Consider the following 17,838-nt stretch of genomic DNA (forward strand, 5'->3'; position numbering starts at 1 on the left):
GCTGTGGTTCGGCTTCTCCTCGCGGCGGGCCCCAGCCGTGTGCGCCGGCGCCGCTCCTACCGTCGTCGGCGCACGCCACGGACGATGCGCCATGGACGATGCGGACGTCGACACGTTCGTCGGCATCCGCGCCCCGCACCGTCTCCGCGATCAACAAGCCTCCCGGGGTGAGGAGTTGGGAGCTTGTGGACGCGCTCCAGACGATACGTGAGGGCGCGCACGAGCAGTGTGGCCCGGACCGCCGTCTCGCGTGGCCCCGCGTGGGTGCCTAGACCGCCGTGCGGCCGGCGTCCGCCGCGATCGTGGCGCCGGTGAGGTAGCCGGCGCGTTCGGTCGCGAGGAAGTGGATGACCTCGGCGATCTCCCGCGGGGTCGCCAGGCGGCCGAGCAGGGTCGTCTTGGCGATCTGCTGGGCTCCTTCCTCTCCCATGGTGTCCATCACCATGTCGGTGCGAGTGGGGCCGGGAGCCACCGTGTTGACGCGGACTCCGGCCGGGCTGAACTCGGCCGCCCAGGTGCGCGTGAGGGACTCCAGCGCGGCCTTGGTCGCGGAGTAGACGGACAGCCCGGCCATGCCGATGCGCGCGGCCATCGTGCTCACGTTGATGATGCTGCCGGAGCCCCGGGCCACCATGCCCGGCGCCAGCGCGGCGGTCAGGAAGTAGGGGGCCCGGATGTTGGCGGCCAGGGCGGCGTCGAAGGCCTCCACGTCCTGCGACGTGGTCGGCCCACCGGGAAACAGCGCGGCGTTGTTGACCAGGATGTCGACATCGCCGGCTTCCGCGGCGAGCCGGCGCAGCGAGGCGAGGTCCGTGAGTTCGGCCGGGACGAACCGCGCGCTGCCGCCGGTTTCGGTGATCGCCCTGACCGTGGCCGCACCGCGCTCCGGATTACGGCCGGAGACGACCACGTGGGCCCCCGAGGCTGCGATCAGGCGGGCGGCCTCGCTGCCGATACCCCCGGTGGAGCCGGTGATCAAGGCGACTTTGCCGGTGAGTTCCATGTGCTGCACCTTCCAGGAATCCGGTCGCGGGACCGGAGTGGGTTGTGCGTCCCAGATTGCTCAGCAAAAAATGGGTTGTCCACTCCAGAATCTTCTATGGTGGAGCCATGACGACTCAGAACCGGACGGCGCCGAACCGGCAGAACGCCCCCGAGAGGTCCCTGACCCCCAAGGGCCGGGCGACCCGCCAACGGATCGTCGCCGCCGCCGCCCAGCTGATGTACGAGCGCGGCCTCACCGAGGCGACGCTGGAGGACGTACGGGCCGCGGCCGGCGTGAGCGGCTCGCAGATCTACCACTACTTCGCGGACAAGCAGGCGCTCCTCCTGGCCGTCATCGAGTTCCAGACAGCGGCGGTTCTGGAACTGCAGGAACCGCACTTCGCCCGCCTGGACACCATGGCCGGTCTGCGCGGATGGCGTGACTCCCTGGTGAACTACCAGCGCCGTCTGCAGTGCCGTGGCGGATGCCCGATCGGCACGCTGGGCAGCGAGGTCGCCGAGAGCAACCCGGAAGCCCGGCTGGCCGTCGCCTCGGGCTTCCTGCGCTGGGAGTCCGCGATCCGTGAAGGCCTGACGGCCATGCACGCGCGGGGGGAACTCGACGCCGACCCCGACGACCTCGCCCTCGCCACCCTCGCGGCCCTGCAGGGAGGGCTGCTGCTGACGCAGATCCAGCGTGAGGTCCGGCCGTTGGAGGTGGCCCTCGACGCGATGCTCGACCACATCGCACGCGTCAGGACGGACGCGCCGGCCAAGCCCTGACCGGCCACTGGCTCCGTGTCGCTCTGTCGTCCTGCCGCCCCTGGCAGGAACCCCTACCGCTCCGCGGCGGTGTGGTGCGCAAGCGGATGCGTTATCGGTGGACCGGGCGGTGCCCGAACGGGTGCCATCGGTGGTGGTGCCCGTTGCCCTGACCGGCGTCGCTGCGGGGCTGGTCGCTCCGGGCCCCGTCGGTCTCGCTCCGGGTGATCAGGTCGTCGCGGTCCTTGCTGATGGCCGCCGTCCTGCGCCGGGACTCATCGAGGCCGCGGCGCGCGGTGCGGGCGCGACGCGCGGTGCGGCGGTATCCGGTCAGCAGCAGGCTCAGCCCGATCATGGCGGCGGCCCCGACCACGATGCCGGACAGGAAGAGCGTGCCTGTGGAACCGGTGACGTGGTAGCCGAAAACGGTGAAGCCGTCGGAGGCGAGGGTGTGCCCGCCGCCGGCGTTGCCGAGCACACCGGCCACGCCCACGACCACTGCGACAACAAGGATGATGAGGCCAATGATGACAAACATGGCACTCTCCGGATGTCTACGGCATGTGCCTACAGTCAACGCCGTGGACGGAGTGGCGTCCAGCCGGGTCCGGGGGAGTCGAGGTGCGGAGCGCCGAGAGGTCCCACCCGGCGAAGGCCGCGGTGACGGCGGGTGTCAGGGGCGGCGAACGCCGGATTCACCGGCGCCGGCAGCGTGACGTGGGTGTGATCACAGGCATCACCCGTCAGCGCCGGAGTCGGGACGGCTCAACTCCGGAGCCGGGACGGCTGGTGGCCGTCAGTCGTCGACCGTGGCGAGGGCGGCGTCGTACCGCGCCGCGCCCGGCCCGCGGCGGCTGACCCACCACCGGGGTCACAGTGCCCCCGCGTCCGCCGCGCTGCCGGAGCCGAGGTCGCGCAACAGGTCGAGGCAGACGGCGATCGCGGGTTCCTGCGCCGTGGCGTGGCGGACGGCGACCTCGATCGTGCGCGCCAGCGTCTCGTCCGTCACGGGTCTGACGGTCAGCGTCGTGGGGAGACGGGCCGTGGCCAGGCGGGGGATGAGGACCGGGTGGCCCCCGCTCGCGGCGAGGGCGATCATCGCGGAGAAGTCGGTGCAGGTGTGCCGCACATCGGGCGTGAATCCGGCCGACCGGCACGACTGGAGGACGGCGTCCCCGCACGCCGTTTGCGCGGGTGCGGTGATCCAGGGCCTGTCCGCGAGCTCCCGCAGGTCGATCGGATCTCCCTCCGGACGCGCCGCCGGGTGATCGCCTCGCAGGACGGCGACCAGCGGATCGGTCCGCAGATGGCGGGTCTCGACGCCGGGGTACGCGGGGGTGGCGAGATTGGTGTAGCGGTAGACCAGAGCGAGATCGACCCGGCGCTGTACGAGCAGACGCACGGCGTTCTCGGGCTCGGCCTCCGTGATGTGCAGGCTCAGGACGGGGTGGGCCTTCTCCAGGGCGTCGCCGAACGGGGCCGCCAGCGGCACAAGAGCGCTGGGGAAGCAGGCAAGATGGACGGGCCCGGCCGGATCCTCGGTGTCGTGCAGGCGGCTTCGGGCTTGTTCGAGAGCGGCCAGCACGCCCTCGGTGTCCTCGGCCAGCCGGTGCCCGGCCGCCGTGAGACGGACGGAGCGGCCGGTGCGTTCCAGCAGCCGGGTGCGGGTCTCCTCCTCCAGGAGCCGTAGCTGCTGGGAGACGGCGGAGGGCGTGACACCGTGCAATTCGGCCACGGCGGTCACGGTGCCGTGCGCGGCCAGATCGCGCAGGAGAACGAGCCGTCGAACATCGAGCATTAGTTCATCTTAAATGCCTTCTGTAGACGATGTAGCTGGACGCGGGCAGGCTCCGGAGGCGACGCTGGCGACACAGCCAGTCCGTGACTTGCACCCACGTCAGGAGCCCGACCGTGCGCGCCACCGTGATCCACGGCCCGAACGACATCCGCATCGACGAGGTCCCCGATCCCCGGATCGAGCACCCCGCCGACGCCGTGGTCCGCGTGGTCAACGCCTGCATCTGCGGCAGCGACCTCTGGGCCTACCGCGGTGTGGCCTCCCGCGTCGCGGGGCAGCGGATCGGGCACGAGTTCCTCGGGATCGTCGAGGAGGTCGGCTCCGAGGTCTCCGGCGTGCGGCCCGGCGACTTCGTGGTGGCGCCGTTCGTCTGGTCCGACGGGACGTGCGACTTCTGCCGCGAAGGCCTGCAGACCTCCTGCCCGCACGGCGGATTCTGGGGCGAGGTCGGGTCCGACGGCGGTCAGGGCGAGGCGGTCCGCGTACCCTACGCCGACGGCACGCTCGTCCAGTTGCCGAAGGAGGCCGCAGGCGACGAGAAGCTGCTGCCCGGCATGCTGGCGCTCTCCGACGTGATGAGCACCGGGCACCACGCCGCTCTCTCCGCCCGGGTCCGTCCGGGCAGCACGGTGGCCGTGGTCGGCGACGGCGCGGTCGGACTGTGCGGCGTCCTCGCCGCACACCGGCTCGGCGCCGGCCGGATCATCGCGCTCGGCCGCCACCAGGTCCGCACGGACATCGCCCGCAGGTTCGGCGCCACCGACGTCGTCGCGGACCGGGGCGAGGCCGCTGTCGAGGCGGTCAAGGAGCTGACCGGCGGTCAGGGCGCGCAGGCCGTCCTGGAGGCCGTCGGCACCGAGGAATCGATGCGTACCGCGATCTCCATCGCCCGCGACGGCGGCGCTGTCGGCTACGTGGGAGTGCCGCACGGCGGCTCCGCCGGTATCGACATCAGCCAGATGTTCGACCGCAACATCACTCTCGCCGGCGGCGTCGCCCCCGCCCGCGCCTACATACCCGAGCTGCTTCCGGACGTGCTCAGCGGTGCCATCGACCCCGGCCTCGTCTTCGACCGCACCATCGGCCTGGACGGCGTACCGGACGGCTACCGGGCGATGGACGACCGCTCGGCCCTTAAGGTCCGCATCGCGTTCTGAGGCCGTCCCCACGGGCCGGTACGAGAGCGTTGTCCACCGGCCCGTGAGCGAGTCGCCTCGACACGTCCACCGACGCGGTGCGGGTCCACGGCCCGGTTCGCACCCCTTCTGCACCGAGTTCGTACTGCACCGAGTTCGTACCGAGGAGAGCTTCATGAAGATCGTGATCGCCGGTGGCCACGGCCAGATCGCGCGGCGTCTGGGCCGACTGCTCGCCGCCCGGGGAGACAGCGTCGCCGGGATCATCCGTAACCCGGACCACAGCGGTGACCTGCTGGCGGACGGCGTCGAGCCCGTCGTCCGCGACCTCGAGACGGCGTCGTGCGACGACGTCGTCCCGGTCGTGTCGGGGGCGGACGCCGTGGTCTTCGCCGCCGGCGCCGGGCCGGGCAGCGGCGCGTCGCGTAAGCACACCGTCGACAACCAGGCCGCCGTCCTCCTCGCCGAAGCAGCCCTGCGCGCCGGGGTCCGACGGTATGTGATGGTCTCCACCCGGGGCGCCGGCAGCCCGCCCCCGGCCCATGCCGATGAGGTCTGGGCCGCCTACATCCAGGCCAAGACCGTCGCCGACGAGTACCTCATGGCCCAGGACCTCGACTGGACCGTCCTGCGTCCCGCGGCCCTCACCGACGGACCCGGCACGGGCGGGGTGTGCCTCACCGCGGAGCGAAGCGTCGGGGAGGTCACCCGTGACGACGTCGCACAGGTCCTGGCCGCTCTCCTCGACACTCCCGCCACCGCGGGACTCGTCCTCGAACTCGCCGAAGGATCCGTTCCGGTGACCGAAGCGGTCTCCCACGCCGCGAGCGCCCGCACAGGCGAGCCCGGACCCCGGTAGACAACACCTCCGCGACGAACGACCCCGCCGAACGTTCGGCGAACAGAGCCACAGTCGGCCGATCAACGTCTTGATCCGCGCCGGCGTCCACCGCCGGTCCGCCCGGTTGTGGACCAGCGTGCCACGCTCCAGCCTGGCGATCTGCGTTTCGCTGAGCCGGGACCGCCCGGCCTCGAAGTGGACGACAGCCTGTAACCCGATCCGCTCCCGCGCGGCCCTCTCGGCGTCGGTCAGCCCACCACCCTGCGCGTACCTCACCTCCCCAGGAGCTACCCGAGGAGTAATGCGAACCCGCGGCAGGCCGGGCAGTCTGGAGGTGGGGGCGCAAGGTGTGTCCGCGAGGGGCACGGCGGTAGCAGCGACGTCACCGCTCACGCCAGGCGGGATGGGAAGAGGCCCCATGAACGAATATCCGCTGATCGACGACCACGGACTCATCGGTGACCTGCAGACGGCCGCGCTGGTCTCCACCGAGGGAACGATCGACTGGTTCTGCAGCCCGCGATTCGACTCGCCGAGTATCTTTGGAGCACTGCTCGACGGTGCGAACGGCGGTCACTGGACGATTGCTCCCCAGGCGCCGACATGTGCGACCAAGCAGCTCTACTACCCGGACACCTGTGTGCTGCTCACCAGATTCATGACCGAGCAAGGTGTCGGATCGGTCGTGGATTTCATGCCGCCTGCTTCTCCACGTAATCCGACAAGCAATCACCGGCTGGTCCGCATGCTGCGGTGCACACGCGGCGAGATCTCGTTCGACATCGAGATCGCCCCTCGGTTCGACTACGCGCAGCAACCATATGAGGTCACCTCGCATATGGGCGGCTGGCATTTTGCCAGCCGAGATACGGATGTGACCGTCCATGTGGTGGACACACCTGACGTTGAGTCCGTGAGCGACCGCAGGATTCGGTCAGATGGCGTGTGCATGACTGTAAGGCTACGAGCTGGTATGACCCGCGGCCTGGTGCTGGAGACGTTCGCTGACGGTCCGCCACGCATCGTTTCGCCGCGGGAATGCGAGCAGCTACTGGAGGACACCATCGCCTTCTGGCACAACTGGCTGGCGCGTTCGCGCTACACCGGACGGTGGCGGGAGACGGTCAACCGCTCCGCCATGACGCTCAAACTCATGACGTACGCCCCGTCCGGGGCCATGGTCGCGGCTCCGACCACCAGTCTGCCGGAACAGGTCGGAGGCGAGCGCAACTGGGACTACCGCTACGCGTGGGTACGTGATGCCTCCTTGTCCCTTCATGCGCTGCTCGGGCTGGGATTCACCGAGGAGGCCGTGGCGTTCACCGAGTGGCTGGGCGACCGCATTCAGGAATACACCGGTCCTGGCGAACACCCTCTGAAGGTCATGTACCGCGTCGACGGCTCCTCCGACCTGGCAGAGCAGACCCTGGGCCACTGGGAGGGCTACCGGCACTCCGCTCCGGTGCGGGTGGGCAACGCTGCCGCTGACCAGTTGCAGCTCGACATCTACGGATCGGCACTGGAGTGCCTCCATTTCGCCGACCAGCAGGGTCTGCCGACAACCTGCCGGATCTGGCAGACGCTGATCAACACGGTGGACTGGGTGTGCGAGAACTGGGACCGTCCCGAAGCCGGTATTTGGGAAACGCGGGGCGGTGACAAGGACTTCACCTATGGACGACTCATGAGCTGGACCGCGCTGGATCGGGCCATACGCATGGCCGCCCGGAGCGGCCGCCCCGCCGAGGTGCAGCGCTGGACGAAGGAACGCGACGCCATCTACTGGCAGATCCTGCGGCGAGGGTGGAGCCCGGAGCGTGCAGCGTTCACGCAGTACCTGGGCAGCGACGTCCTGGATTCCGCGCTTTTGCGGATGCCTGCGGTAGGGTTCATCCCCCCGCAGGATCCGCGGTGGCTCTCGACCTTGGACGCGATCAGGAACGATCTCGTGTCCGACGGCCTCGTATACCGGTACGACCCCTCTGCCTCTCCCGACGGACTGCTCGGTTTCGAGGGCACCTTCTCGGCGTGCACTTTCTGGTACGTCGAAGCCCTCGCTCGCGCCGGCCATCTGCGCGAAGGGCGACTCGTCTTCGAGAAGATGCTCACCTACGCCAACCATCTCGGCCTGTACTCCGAGGAGATCGGGCTGACCGGCGAGCAACTCGGCAACTTCCCACAAGCATTGACCCACCTCGCCCTTGTCACCGCCGCGCTTAGCCTGGATGCCCATCTCGACGCCGCCAGGCCGGGCTTCCCTCCCACCTCTGCGGTTCCGGTTCCCTTTCTCTACGCGCAACCGATGGCGGCAGCGGCCGGAGGTCCACCTGTCACGCCGGCCACCCCGTATCCGTCGGACCACGTCATCCGCAGGTGAGCGCGCCACCCTTTCCCCATCGGTCCGCCACCTGCGGTAGCAGGCCGCGTCCACCGGTGACGGCAAGGCGGTCGTGATGCCGGCACGGCTACAGGGTGCGCGATGACCATGGGCAAGCCCGTCAACACGCCACTGAGAAGGCTTCGGCCACGGCCGACCAGCCTGTTGCGGCATCGCTGCGCGGTGGTTGGATCCTGCTGACCGAGATTGCCGATCTACGGTTGCCGTTGCCAGGTGACTGCACCCTCGACGCCCTCGCCCGACCGCTGACGACACTGGCAGCCTGGTGAACGCAAGGGTCGGCCATTCCGACTGGGGCGATCGGCACGGAGCTGCTGTTGCGCGACCTGGCGCGTGCGCGCAACTCGACAGGTAACCGGCTTGATGGTCAGGTCGGGGTAGGGATCCGGAACGCGTCGCGCCGCCCTGCACTGGCGTCGATCCCCAGGGCCTACCCGGCTTCGCCCGTCACCCCCCGGCAGGGACCCCACGGTCAGGGCGGACAGCGACTTTGCGGAGTTTCAGGCTGCCGCGTGGCGACCGCGGCGGTGGCGGGAGGCGATGGTGGCGGTCAGGGCCTCCACGGCGTCGACGGTTGCGATGCTCAGGAGGACGGCGCGGCTGGTCGTGGCGCTGCCGAAGCCGTCGGGTGTCTCGGCCAGCAAGCCGGAGCGGGCGGTGAAGGAGTCGAAGACCGACCGCAATGCCCCCGGGGCCACTGTCTCGGCTCCGGCGGAGGCGCGGGCCAGGGCCGTGAGGTGTTCGTGCAGCGGATCGACCAGTTCGGTCAGCTCCGGCACGGTGTCCTGAGGAGTACGCGGCAGGTGTTCGCCCAGCAGGGTGGCGCATCCGGCAACCGTGGACACCTGAGTCCTGATCTGCTCCAGCTGCACACTCGACCAGGGGCCGCGGTGCTCTGCCGGCTCGGCGTGCGACTGCTCCACCGCGGCCTCCAGGTGCTCCCTGACCTGCCGTGACCGCGCCCGCAGCGCGTCGACGGCTGCCGGGTCGGTCGCCCCGACGTCGGCGTAGCCGGTCAGCAGCTCTGGCAGCAGCCGGTCCTGCACCCGCAGCCACTCCGCGAGCAGGCCCGGCACCCGCTGGGTGGACCAGGTCGGCCAGACCAGGAAGATGAACACGGCGATCGCGGCGCCGACCACCGTGTCGGCGGCGCGCGCCCACGCTGTGGGCCCGGGTAGCCCGCCGACGTGGTGGATGAGGAAGACGATCCAGGTGGTCAGCCATAGATTGAGCATCAACTGCCCAGTCCGCAGGGTCACGAACGACGCAGCGGCCAGCACTACCGCCACGACCGCGAGGCCGACGGGCGTCCAGTTCGGCAGGGACAGAACCCAGGCGAACAGGCCGCCCAGCACGGCCCCGGCCGCACGTCCCCAGCCGCGGGCGAGGGTATGACCGTACTCGGGGAAGAGCACCAGCATGGTGGTCAGGGCCACCCAGAAGCCGTGCGTGGAGATGCCCAGCCCGCCCCACCCGCCGATCGACCGGCCGATGACCTCGGCGAGCACCACGCCCACTGCGAGCCGCACCGCATGGCGGAAGATCGGTGATTGGGGGTGCAGCTGCGCCCGGAACCGCCGGGCGGTGCGTGCTACGGAGGGGGTGCCCGCGTACAGGCCCGGCACCTCGGTGTGGGGTTCCAGTACATCGCCCAGGCGGTCGTCGGTCGAGCGTCGGGCCAGCTGCTCGGCCGTCCGTAGCCGTGCGGCCAGATCGCGCGGGCCGCGCGCGGGCGAGACGGCCGTCCAGGACTCCAGGAGGGTCCAAGCTTCCTCGGGGGTGCGGTGCTCGCGGCCGGAGGCCACCGTACGGGAGATGTCGCCCAGCACGTGCGCCGCAGCGGCCAGTGCCTCCTGGTTCCCGGCCGCCGCTACCGTCAGCCGCACCGTGTGCAGCGCGCGGCGGATGCGCTCGGCCTCTCCCAGCAGTCCGAACATGGCCGCCGCCGCCGGTCGGCTCAACTGAGGCAGCAGGTCCAGGGCCTGCCGGGCCGCCGTGAACGGAGCGGCCCCGCCCAGGCCGGCGGAGCCGGCCGCGACCGAAGCCTCGGCGAGCGACTGGTACAGAACTGCAAGGGCGCGGCGCTGGGCGGCGAACCGCGGACCGTACGGGGGGAGCAGTTGCACCACCACGACGAGTCCGGTCCCGACCGCGATCCAGCCGGCGATCACCAGGCCGCCATGTACGTCGGGAGCGAGATCAGCCGTGATCATCAGCCCGATGACCGCGAGGCAACCCCGGATGCCGGGCGCGATGCCCATCGTCCGCCACAGTCCGGTGGCGAACGCTGCGACCGCGAGCACCAGCAGGAACAGCCAGGTGGTGCCGTGCACCAGGGCCCCCAGCACCGCCATGGCGCTGAAGGCCGCGGCCATCCCGAGCGCGTTCACCACAGGGTGCCGCAGCGGGCTCAGCAGCGTACCGATGCCGCAGATGAACGCACCGACGCTGGCCATGGCCCCGGCCACCGGGTCGTCCAGCACCAGGCCGAGGACCGTGGCGAGCAGCACGGACAGTACGGCCCGTGCGATCGCCGACGGGGCGGCGAATGCCCGTTGAATGCGCAGCCCGTCCCGGCTGATCGTGACCAGCGAGGACCACCAGTGCATGTCCGGGCCTCCTTGGCGGCGCGGGAGCAGCGCTCTCATCCTCTGCCAGCTCCGGCGTGGCTGCCACTCGCCCCTGGAGGGCGCCACTCAGGGTCGTGAGACCGGCGGTCACGTGCGTTCGTCCGAACAGCTCCGGGGCCCGGCTCCGGAATGCGCCAGGCCCGCGCCTACGAGGCGTTCACGCCGGCCGAGCGCGTCCTGCTCATCACGCTCCTGCACCCCTCACCGAACTCGTCGCCGATTCCGACACCGGCTCCGATTGAAGATCGTGCAGTCGCGGGAGCACGCCTTTCCGTACTTCGGCTGCACGACTCTCCGTAGGGTGGCCACGACAAGGGCCTCACGTGCCCTGCCGACTCGCGCTGACCGGACGCGCACCTGACAAAGGGACGGTGCCGGGCGCCCCTTCCGGCACCGTCCCCGGGGGCCGCGCGCCGCTCAAGCACGGCCCGTTGCGAACCAATCCAGCTGCCACCTGATCAAAGGCGGGCGAAGCCTCCGGTCGACGGGGTGGGTTGAACGATTTCCGGGTCCGGTGACGAGGATGGCCCAGTGCTCGAGGTGGCATCTACCTGACTTATCGTCAGGTAAGTCAGTATCTGATCAGTATCAGTCCTCGCGCATTCCGAGACCGGTGTTCGAACGGGTGGTTGGTCGGCGGCGGTATAACAACCTGGTTCATACGGAAGCGCAGGTGGGGAGCCTTCTCGTCAGCGCGAAGCGATGTTCCTCACGATCATCGACTCCGACGCGTGCCGATGTACAGTGAAGACCGCCCTTGACCTGCGACAAGCAGGCAGGGAGCCGTCTTCCAGGAGTCCAAAGTGCTGCGTACTCTGTTCAAGTCCAAGATCCACCGTGCCACGGTCACCCAGGCCGACCTGCACTACGTCGGGTCCGTGACCATCGACGCCGATCTGCTCGACGCCGCGGATCTGCTGCCCGGCGAGCTCGTCCACATCGTCGACGTCACCAACGGCGCGCGCCTGGAGACGTACGTCATCGAGGGTGAGCGCGGTTCCGGGGTGGTCGGGATCAACGGTGCGGCGGCCCATCTCGTCCATCCCGGTGATCTGGTGATCATCATCAGTTACGCTCAGGTCTCCGACGCCGAGGCGCGGGCACTGCGGCCGCGGGTCGTGCACGTGGACCGCGACAACCGGATCGTGGCCCTGGGGGCCGATCCGTCCGAGCCGGTGCCGGGCTCGGACCAGGAACGCAGCCCCCAGGCGGTCACCGCCTGAGCCCCGGCCGAGACAGTCCGGGGGCGTCCGAGGCCGTCCGCCGAACCGGCGGATCCGCGGGCCGGGGCCGAGGAACCAGGACCTGAGTAACCAGGAACTGAGTAACCAGGACTCGAGGAGTACCCATGAGCGACATCGTGATCCGTGACGACCGGGCGGCCGGCCGTCTGGAGGCCCTCGCCGGGGACGAGGTGGTGGGCCACATCGAGTACTTCGTCCTCGAAGCCCCCGCACGCGCCCTCGTCCCCGTGCACACCATCGTGGAGCCCGCGCACGAGGGAAAGGGCATCGCGGGCTCCCTCGCCCGTGAGTTGTACACCATCGCCGCACGCGAGGGCGTCGTGGTCGCGCCGCTGTGCCCGTACGTCGTGAAGTGGGCGGCGCGTCACCCCGAGGAGGCCCCGGCGGCCGACCCGGAGCTGCTGGACGCGGCGATGGAGTGGCTCCAGGCGCATCCCGGACGCTTCTGATGTCTCAGGCGCCTCGGAGGCCGCTGGCGCCTCGGAGGCCGGTCCCGGGCGGTGTGCTCGCCCTGCTGCACACCTCGCCCGTGCACGTTCCCGTGTTCGACGCGCTCCGCGACGAGGACCATCCCGACCTGGAACTGCGGCACACGGTGGACGAGGAGCTGTTGGCCCGGGCCCGGATCGAGGGCCCGGCCGCGGTCGTGGGCGGGGTGCGGGTGGCGCTCGGCCGGGCCGTCGCGGACGGGGCGGGCGCCGTGCTGTGCACGTGCTCGACCATCGGCGGCATCGCCGAGCGGGCGGAGGCCGGTGTGCCCGTGCTGCGGGTGGACCGCCCGATGGCCGCCGCCGCGGTGGCCATCGGCCCGCGTGTCACGGTGGTGGCGGCGCTGGAGAGCACCCTGGCGCCGACGGTCGCCCTCGTCGGGGACGAGGCCCGCGCCGCCGGCCGGCCCGTGACGGTCCGCACCCTGCGGGCCGACGGCGCGTGGGCCCGCTTCGAGGCGGGCGACCGGGACGGCTTCGCCGCCGCGGTCGCGGCGACCGCGGACTCGGTCACCGGCGCCGATGTGATCGTCCTCGCCCAGGCGTCCATGGCGCCGGCCCAGCGGTTGGTCACGACCGCGGTTCCGGTCCTGTCGAGTCCCCGCCCGGGACTCGCGGCCGGGGCGGACGCGGCACGGCTCGCACGGACCCGACCGGTCCGCGCGCAGAACCAACCGGTCCGCTTCCCTCGCGATGGGGTGAGTGGGCGCGCGGGGGCCGGGTACGCGTGGGACAAGTCCAGAGCCGACGTACCGACAGGGACGTACCGACTGGCTGGAGGACACGATGACGCATCCGCACCCCGAACCGGTGAAGCCCGGTCCCACCCCGGGCCGGGGCCCGACCACCCGCGGCCCTTCCCGGACCCGAACCCCTTCCCCGAACCGACGCCGGACCCGGGTCCCCGTCCCACCCCGGAACCCACTCCGCCGCCGTCCCCCGCTCCTCCGCCGCCGGGACCCGGACCGGTGCCGCCCGGACCCGAGCCGGTACCGCAGCCCGAACCGGGACCACCCCTCTCGTGAGCAGCCAGGCGGACGGTGATCCGGCGGACGGTGATCCGGCGAACGGGAATCCGGCGGGGTGAGACGAAGACACCCCGCGATCCGTACGACGACGAGGCCGTCACACCCCCGAGGTCGGGGAGGTGACGGCCTCGGTCCTGCGGTGCGGACGCCTACGCGTCGACCTCCGACCGGTCGTCGCCCCACAGCGTGTGGAACGAGCCCTCCCGGTCCGTACGCCGGTAGGTGTGCGCCCCGAAGAAGTCGCGCTGTCCCTGGGTCAGCGCGGCGGGCAGCCGCTCGGCGCGCAGCGCGTCGTAGTAGGCCAGGGCCGCGGAGAATCCGGGCGTCGGCACGCCTTGGCGGGTGGCGGCCACCACGACCTCGCGCCAGTCGTCCTGGGCCGCCGCGATCTCCTGGGCGAACGTGTCGTCGGACAGCAGGCTCGGCAGGTCCGGCCGGGCGTCGTACGCGGCACGGATACGGTCCAGGAACGCCGCCCGGATGATGCAGCCGCCACGCCAGATGGAGGCGACCGCGCCGAGGTCGATGTTCCAGTCGTACTCGTCGCTGCCCGCGGTGATCTCGTGGAAGCCCTGTGTGTACGACACGATCTTCGAGGCGTACAGAGCCTGCTCCACCCGGTCCGCGAAGGCCGCCGCGTCGACCTCGTCGAGCTGCTGCGCCGTGGGGCCCGCGAGGCCGCGCGAGGCAGCCCGCAGATCGGCGTGCCCGGACAGCGAGCGCGCGAAGACCGCCTCCGCGATACCGGAGACCGGGACTCCCAGGTCGAGCGCGATCTGCACGGTCCAGCGGCCCGTGCCCTTCTGCTCGGCGCGGTCCTCGACCACGTCCACGAACGGCTTGCCCGTCGCCGCGTCCACGTGCGACAGGACCTCCGCCGTGATCTCGATCAGGTACGAGTCGAGCCGGCCGGTGTTCCAGGTGCGGAAGATGTCGGCGATCTGCGCGGGGGAGTACCCGGCGACATCGCGCAGCAGCTGGTAGGCCTCGCCGATCAGCTGCATGTCGGCGTACTCGATGCCGTTGTGGACCATCTTGACGAAGTGTCCGGCGCCGTCGGGGCCGACGTGCGTCACGCACGGGGCGCCGTCCTCGGCCTTCGCGGAGATCTTCTCCAGCATGGGGCCGAGCGACTCGTACGACTCGGGCGAGCCGCCGGGCATGATGCTCGGCCCGTTCAGCGCGCCCTCCTCGCCACCGGAGACACCGGTGCCGACGAAGTGGATGCCCTGTCCGCGCAGTTCGCGTTCCCGGCGCCGGGTGTCGGCGAAGTGCGCGTTCCCACCGTCGATGATCATGTCGCCGGGCTCGAGGAGCGGGGCGAACTCCTGGATCACCGCGTCGGTCGGCTCGCCGGCCTTCACCATGATCACCAGGCGCCGCGGCCGCTCCAGCGCCGCCACGAACTCCTTCGCCGTCTCCGCGGCCACGAAGCTGCCCTCGTGACCGAACTCCTCCACCAGCGCGTTCGTCTTGGCCACGGTGCGGTTGTGCACGGCGACCGTGTAGCCGTTGCGTGCGAAGTTGCGGGCGAGGTTGCGCCCCATGACCGCGAGACCCGTGACGCCGATCTGGGCTGAAGTGCTCATACGGTTGGCTCCTAAAAGGTCCTGTAAGAGGTCCTGTATTCGGTAGTGCCGGTCGTGCTCGTCAGTATCGCCTTGGCCATCATCGCCTCCGGCCATCCTGACGCGTCGAGGATGTGTACGCAGAACAACCCCCGGGTACCTCAGCCGTCGACGCGGTGAGGCGGGGGCGATCTCCACACGAGAGATATCACCCGGTGTTTCGGATCGCCGCGCACGCCGCTCTGCCGCGAGTGGCGCTCTCCGCGGGGAGGGCGGGCGCGGGCCGCCGGCCACCCGGCCAACCCCCGGCGCAGCACGGCCGATTGCCGTCTTGTCCTGGCCTGTTCGCAGCGTTTACTTTTGCCGCTCCTGACGCATGTCGAGGGGGCTCCCACATGGCCGTACGCGGCCGGCACCGCCGGTATCAGCCGAACAGGATCAACCGCGCCTCACTCACCGTCACGGCGGGCGGTGCCGGAATGGCTCTCCCGCTCATCGCCACCGGCGTGGCGCACGCGGCCGACGTGGACACCTGGAACAAGGTCGCCGCCTGCGAGTCCGGCGACAACTGGAGCATCAACACGGGCAACGGCTACTACGGGGGGCTGCAGTTCACCCAGTCCACCTGGGAGGCGTACGGCGGCACGGTCTACGCCCACCGCGCGGATCAGGCCACCAAGGACCAGCAGATCGCCATCGCCGAGAAGGTGCTCAAGGGCCAGGGGCCCGGGGCCTGGCCGGTCTGCTCGGTACGCGCGGGCCTCAGCCGCGGCGGCGGCACGCCCGCCGTCGACCCGTCCGGCGGCTCCTCGCGGCCGGCCACCGCGAGCACCTCGCCGCAGACGGTCAAGCGTTCCGTCCGTGACGTGAAGCCGCAGACCACGCCCCAGTCGCACGCGGGCACGGCCGAGATGTACACCGTCGTCCACGGCGACACGCTCTCCGGCATCGCCGGCTCCCGGCACGTCGAGGGCGGATGGCAGCGGCTGTACGACACGAACCGGGCGACCGTCGGCTCCGACCCCGACCTGATCCTCCCCGGTCAGCGCCTTGACCTGCACGGCAAGGCCCAGGCCCCCGTGCACACGCCGAGCGCACCGGCGAAGCAGCCCGCGGATCACAAGACCACTCCGCACAAGACCACTCCGCACAAGACGACGCCGCACAAGACCACCCCGCACAAGACCACCCCGGACCACTCCACCAAGCGGCACACGCTGGTCGCCCCCGTGAACGCCGCGACGGGGACGCAGTACCACGCCGCCGGCGCGTCCTGGTCGAAGGGCTACCACACGGGCGTCGACTTCCCGGTGCCCACCGGCACCTCGGTGAAGGCGGTCGCCGCGGGCCATGTCGTCAGCGCGGGCTGGGGCGGCTCGTTCGGCTACCAGGTGGTCATCCGGCACGCCGACGGCCGCTACACGCAGTACGCCCACCTGTCGGCGATCTCCGTGAAGGACGGCCAGAGCGTGGGGGAGGGGCAGCGCATCGGCCGGTCCGGGTCCACGGGCAACAGCACGGGCCCGCATCTGCACTTCGAGGTGCGGACCGGGCCCGGCTTCGGTACCGACGTCGACCCGCTGGCGTACCTGCGGGCGGGCGGCGTCAGGATCTGACGCGGGTGCGCTGGGGCTTCGGGAGCGGCGTCGTCGGTAGGTACGGCGCGTACAGAGGGCCAAAACCAGCCACACCCCCGGACGGCGCGTCCCGCGGTGACGCGCTCTCCGGGGACGGCGCCGTCACCGCCGCCGGTATGCGGGGCACGCGGGCTTCCCCACCGTGCCCCACCCCGGCGATCCCGTTCTCGCGCCCGACGTCGCCCGCGCGGGCCGGGGGGACGGGCTGGTCGGGAAGGACGGCGAGCAGCAGCAGCTCCTCGACGGGGTCCGGCGTCGCGATGACGGGGTCCGGCGTCGCGAGGACGGCGGCGGCCGTGTCGTCCGGCCCCGCCGCGGACTCCGCGTACTCGTCCGGGGCGTCCTCGGCGGGACGCCGGGTACTGCCGATCTGCTCCGTCGTGAGGAGGATCAGACCGCCCGCGGCGACGACCCCGCAGGCCAGCGCGAGCACGGTGCCCGTCTCGCCGTAGCGGAACGTCTCACCGAACATCGTGATGCCGACGGCGGCGGCGACGACGGGGTTCACGACCGTCAGCGTGGCCAGCGGCGCGGCGAGGCCGCCGCCGCGGTAGGAGGCCTGCGACAGCAGCATCCCGGCCGTCGCGAAGACACCGATGAGCGCGAGGCTCGGCAGGTCGGAGAGCGAGACCCGGTGCTCCCAGTCGACCGCGACCGTCTTGGTGAACACCGAGGACATGCTGAAGGCCGTGCCCGATCCCACCGCGAGCAGCACACTGCGCACGGCCGGGTGCCGGTGCGCGGCGCGGCCCGCGACCATGAACGCCACCACCGCGCCGCCGGCCACCACGGCCAGCACCGTGCGCTGGGTGGTGCTCAGGGACTGCGCGTCGGCCGAGCCGACCAGCGCGAGCAGCACCGCGAGACCCACCGTGGCCATGATCGCGCCGCGCCAGGCGGTCGCCCCGGCCCGGCGGCCGACGAAGACCGCCGCCATGGGCAGGGCGAAAACGATGGTCAGCGCGCCCAGCGGCTGCACCAGGCTCAGCGGCCCGTAGGCGAGCGCCACCACGTGCAGCACACCGCCGAGGCCGGTCAGGGCGACGGCCGCCCACCAGCCGGGACGGCGCAGCGGGGCGTACGTCTGCTCGGGAGAGGTCAGCGCGACCTGTTCCTGCACGATGGCGCCGCCCGCGTACGCGACGGCGGAGACGAACGAGAGCAGGACGGACAGCGCGAGCGCGCTCATGTGTCCCTCCTCTGCGTGCGGCGTGGGCGCGGTGCCCGGCGCGGCGAACGGTCGGCCTTCATGGTGACTACGATCCCTCGTTCGGCCCTTCACGTCGTCGTACCTGAGCAGGCAATGCGTACTACTGCCGATGGA

Annotated in this window: 13 protein-coding genes and 1 pseudogene; 8 read left to right on the forward strand and 6 right to left on the reverse strand. The window is 71.1% G+C overall.

Going from position 1 to position 17,838, the window contains the following annotated elements:
• Window positions 1-268 precede the first annotated feature (268 nt).
• Window positions 269-1,003 carry an SDR family NAD(P)-dependent oxidoreductase gene (locus HEP85_RS33600; RefSeq protein WP_168531295.1) on the reverse strand — a complete coding sequence of 245 codons (735 nt, stop codon included), beginning with the start codon at window positions 1,001-1,003 and terminating at the stop codon, window positions 269-271.
• A 107-nt stretch (window positions 1,004-1,110) separates the two neighbouring features.
• On the opposite strand from HEP85_RS33600, the gene HEP85_RS33605 reads away from it, so the two are divergent.
• Window positions 1,111-1,767 (forward strand): TetR/AcrR family transcriptional regulator, encoded by a 657-nt coding sequence (locus tag HEP85_RS33605; protein ID WP_168531296.1) that lies wholly within the window; start codon window positions 1,111-1,113, stop codon window positions 1,765-1,767.
• 91 nt (window positions 1,768-1,858) lie between these two features.
• Here the strand turns inward: HEP85_RS33605 and HEP85_RS33610 are convergent, their stop codons facing one another.
• Both HEP85_RS33610 and HEP85_RS33615 read right to left on the reverse strand, forming a co-directional pair.
• Entirely contained in the window at window positions 1,859-2,284 is a 426-nt protein-coding gene (locus HEP85_RS33610) for a hypothetical protein (RefSeq protein WP_168531297.1), read from the reverse strand.
• Between the two features lie 333 nt (window positions 2,285-2,617).
• Window positions 2,618-3,544, reverse strand: a complete 927-nt coding sequence (locus HEP85_RS33615; protein WP_168531298.1) for a LysR family transcriptional regulator — start codon at window positions 3,542-3,544, stop codon at window positions 2,618-2,620.
• Window positions 3,545-3,657: 113 nt separating this feature from the next.
• Between HEP85_RS33615 and HEP85_RS33620 the strand changes: the two genes are divergently transcribed.
• The 3 genes from HEP85_RS33620 to HEP85_RS33630 all read left to right on the forward strand — a co-directional run bounded on the left by HEP85_RS33620 (window position 3,658) and on the right by HEP85_RS33630 (window position 7,898).
• Window positions 3,658-4,701 carry a zinc-dependent alcohol dehydrogenase family protein gene (locus tag HEP85_RS33620; RefSeq protein ID WP_168531299.1) on the forward strand — a complete coding sequence of 348 codons (1,044 nt, stop codon included), beginning with the start codon at window positions 3,658-3,660 and terminating at the stop codon, window positions 4,699-4,701.
• Window positions 4,702-4,855: 154 nt separating this feature from the next.
• Window positions 4,856-5,539, forward strand: a complete 684-nt coding sequence (locus tag HEP85_RS33625) for an NAD(P)H-binding protein (RefSeq protein ID WP_168531300.1) — start codon at window positions 4,856-4,858, stop codon at window positions 5,537-5,539.
• 400 nt (window positions 5,540-5,939) lie between these two features.
• The gene (locus tag HEP85_RS33630; protein ID WP_168531301.1) at window positions 5,940-7,898 is read left to right on the forward strand and encodes a glycoside hydrolase family 15 protein; all 1,959 of its coding nucleotides are present in this window, start codon (window positions 5,940-5,942) and stop codon (window positions 7,896-7,898) included.
• Between the two features lie 521 nt (window positions 7,899-8,419).
• On the opposite strand, the gene HEP85_RS33635 is transcribed toward HEP85_RS33630, so the two are convergent.
• Window positions 8,420-10,528 (reverse strand): FUSC family protein, encoded by a 2,109-nt coding sequence (locus HEP85_RS33635; RefSeq protein WP_168531302.1) that lies wholly within the window; start codon window positions 10,526-10,528, stop codon window positions 8,420-8,422.
• Window positions 10,529-11,352: 824 nt separating this feature from the next.
• Here HEP85_RS33635 and panD point away from each other — a divergent pair.
• From panD to HEP85_RS33650, 3 genes and pseudogenes are all read left to right on the forward strand, one after another.
• On the forward strand, window positions 11,353-11,772 hold the full coding sequence (gene panD, locus HEP85_RS33640; protein ID WP_168531303.1) for an aspartate 1-decarboxylase: 420 nt from the start codon (window positions 11,353-11,355) through the stop codon (window positions 11,770-11,772).
• A 125-nt stretch (window positions 11,773-11,897) separates the two neighbouring features.
• Window positions 11,898-12,242, forward strand: coding sequence for a GNAT family N-acetyltransferase (locus tag HEP85_RS33645; RefSeq protein WP_168531304.1), 345 nt, complete (start codon window positions 11,898-11,900; stop codon window positions 12,240-12,242).
• Between the two features lie 53 nt (window positions 12,243-12,295).
• Window positions 12,296-12,919: pseudogene (locus HEP85_RS33650) on the forward strand (arylsulfatase); the annotation flags it as partial.
• Window positions 12,920-13,458: 539 nt separating this feature from the next.
• Here HEP85_RS33650 and gndA read toward each other — a convergent pair.
• Entirely contained in the window at window positions 13,459-14,898 is a 1,440-nt protein-coding gene (gene gndA, locus HEP85_RS33655) for an NADP-dependent phosphogluconate dehydrogenase (RefSeq protein ID WP_168531305.1), read from the reverse strand.
• A 374-nt stretch (window positions 14,899-15,272) separates the two neighbouring features.
• On the opposite strand from gndA, the gene HEP85_RS33660 reads away from it, so the two are divergent.
• Window positions 15,273-16,493 carry a transglycosylase family protein gene (locus tag HEP85_RS33660; protein WP_369657953.1) on the forward strand — a complete coding sequence of 407 codons (1,221 nt, stop codon included), beginning with the start codon at window positions 15,273-15,275 and terminating at the stop codon, window positions 16,491-16,493.
• Here HEP85_RS33660 and HEP85_RS33665 read toward each other — a convergent pair.
• Window positions 16,483-17,703, reverse strand: a complete 1,221-nt coding sequence (locus tag HEP85_RS33665) for a DMT family transporter (protein ID WP_168531306.1) — start codon at window positions 17,701-17,703, stop codon at window positions 16,483-16,485. The genes HEP85_RS33660 and HEP85_RS33665 overlap by 11 nt on opposite strands.
• Window positions 17,704-17,838: the final 135 nt, after the last annotated feature.

The sequence above is a fragment of the Streptomyces sp. RPA4-2 genome, assembly GCF_012273515.2.
Taxonomy (GTDB): Bacteria; Actinomycetota; Actinomycetes; order Streptomycetales; family Streptomycetaceae; genus Streptomyces; species Streptomyces kaempferi.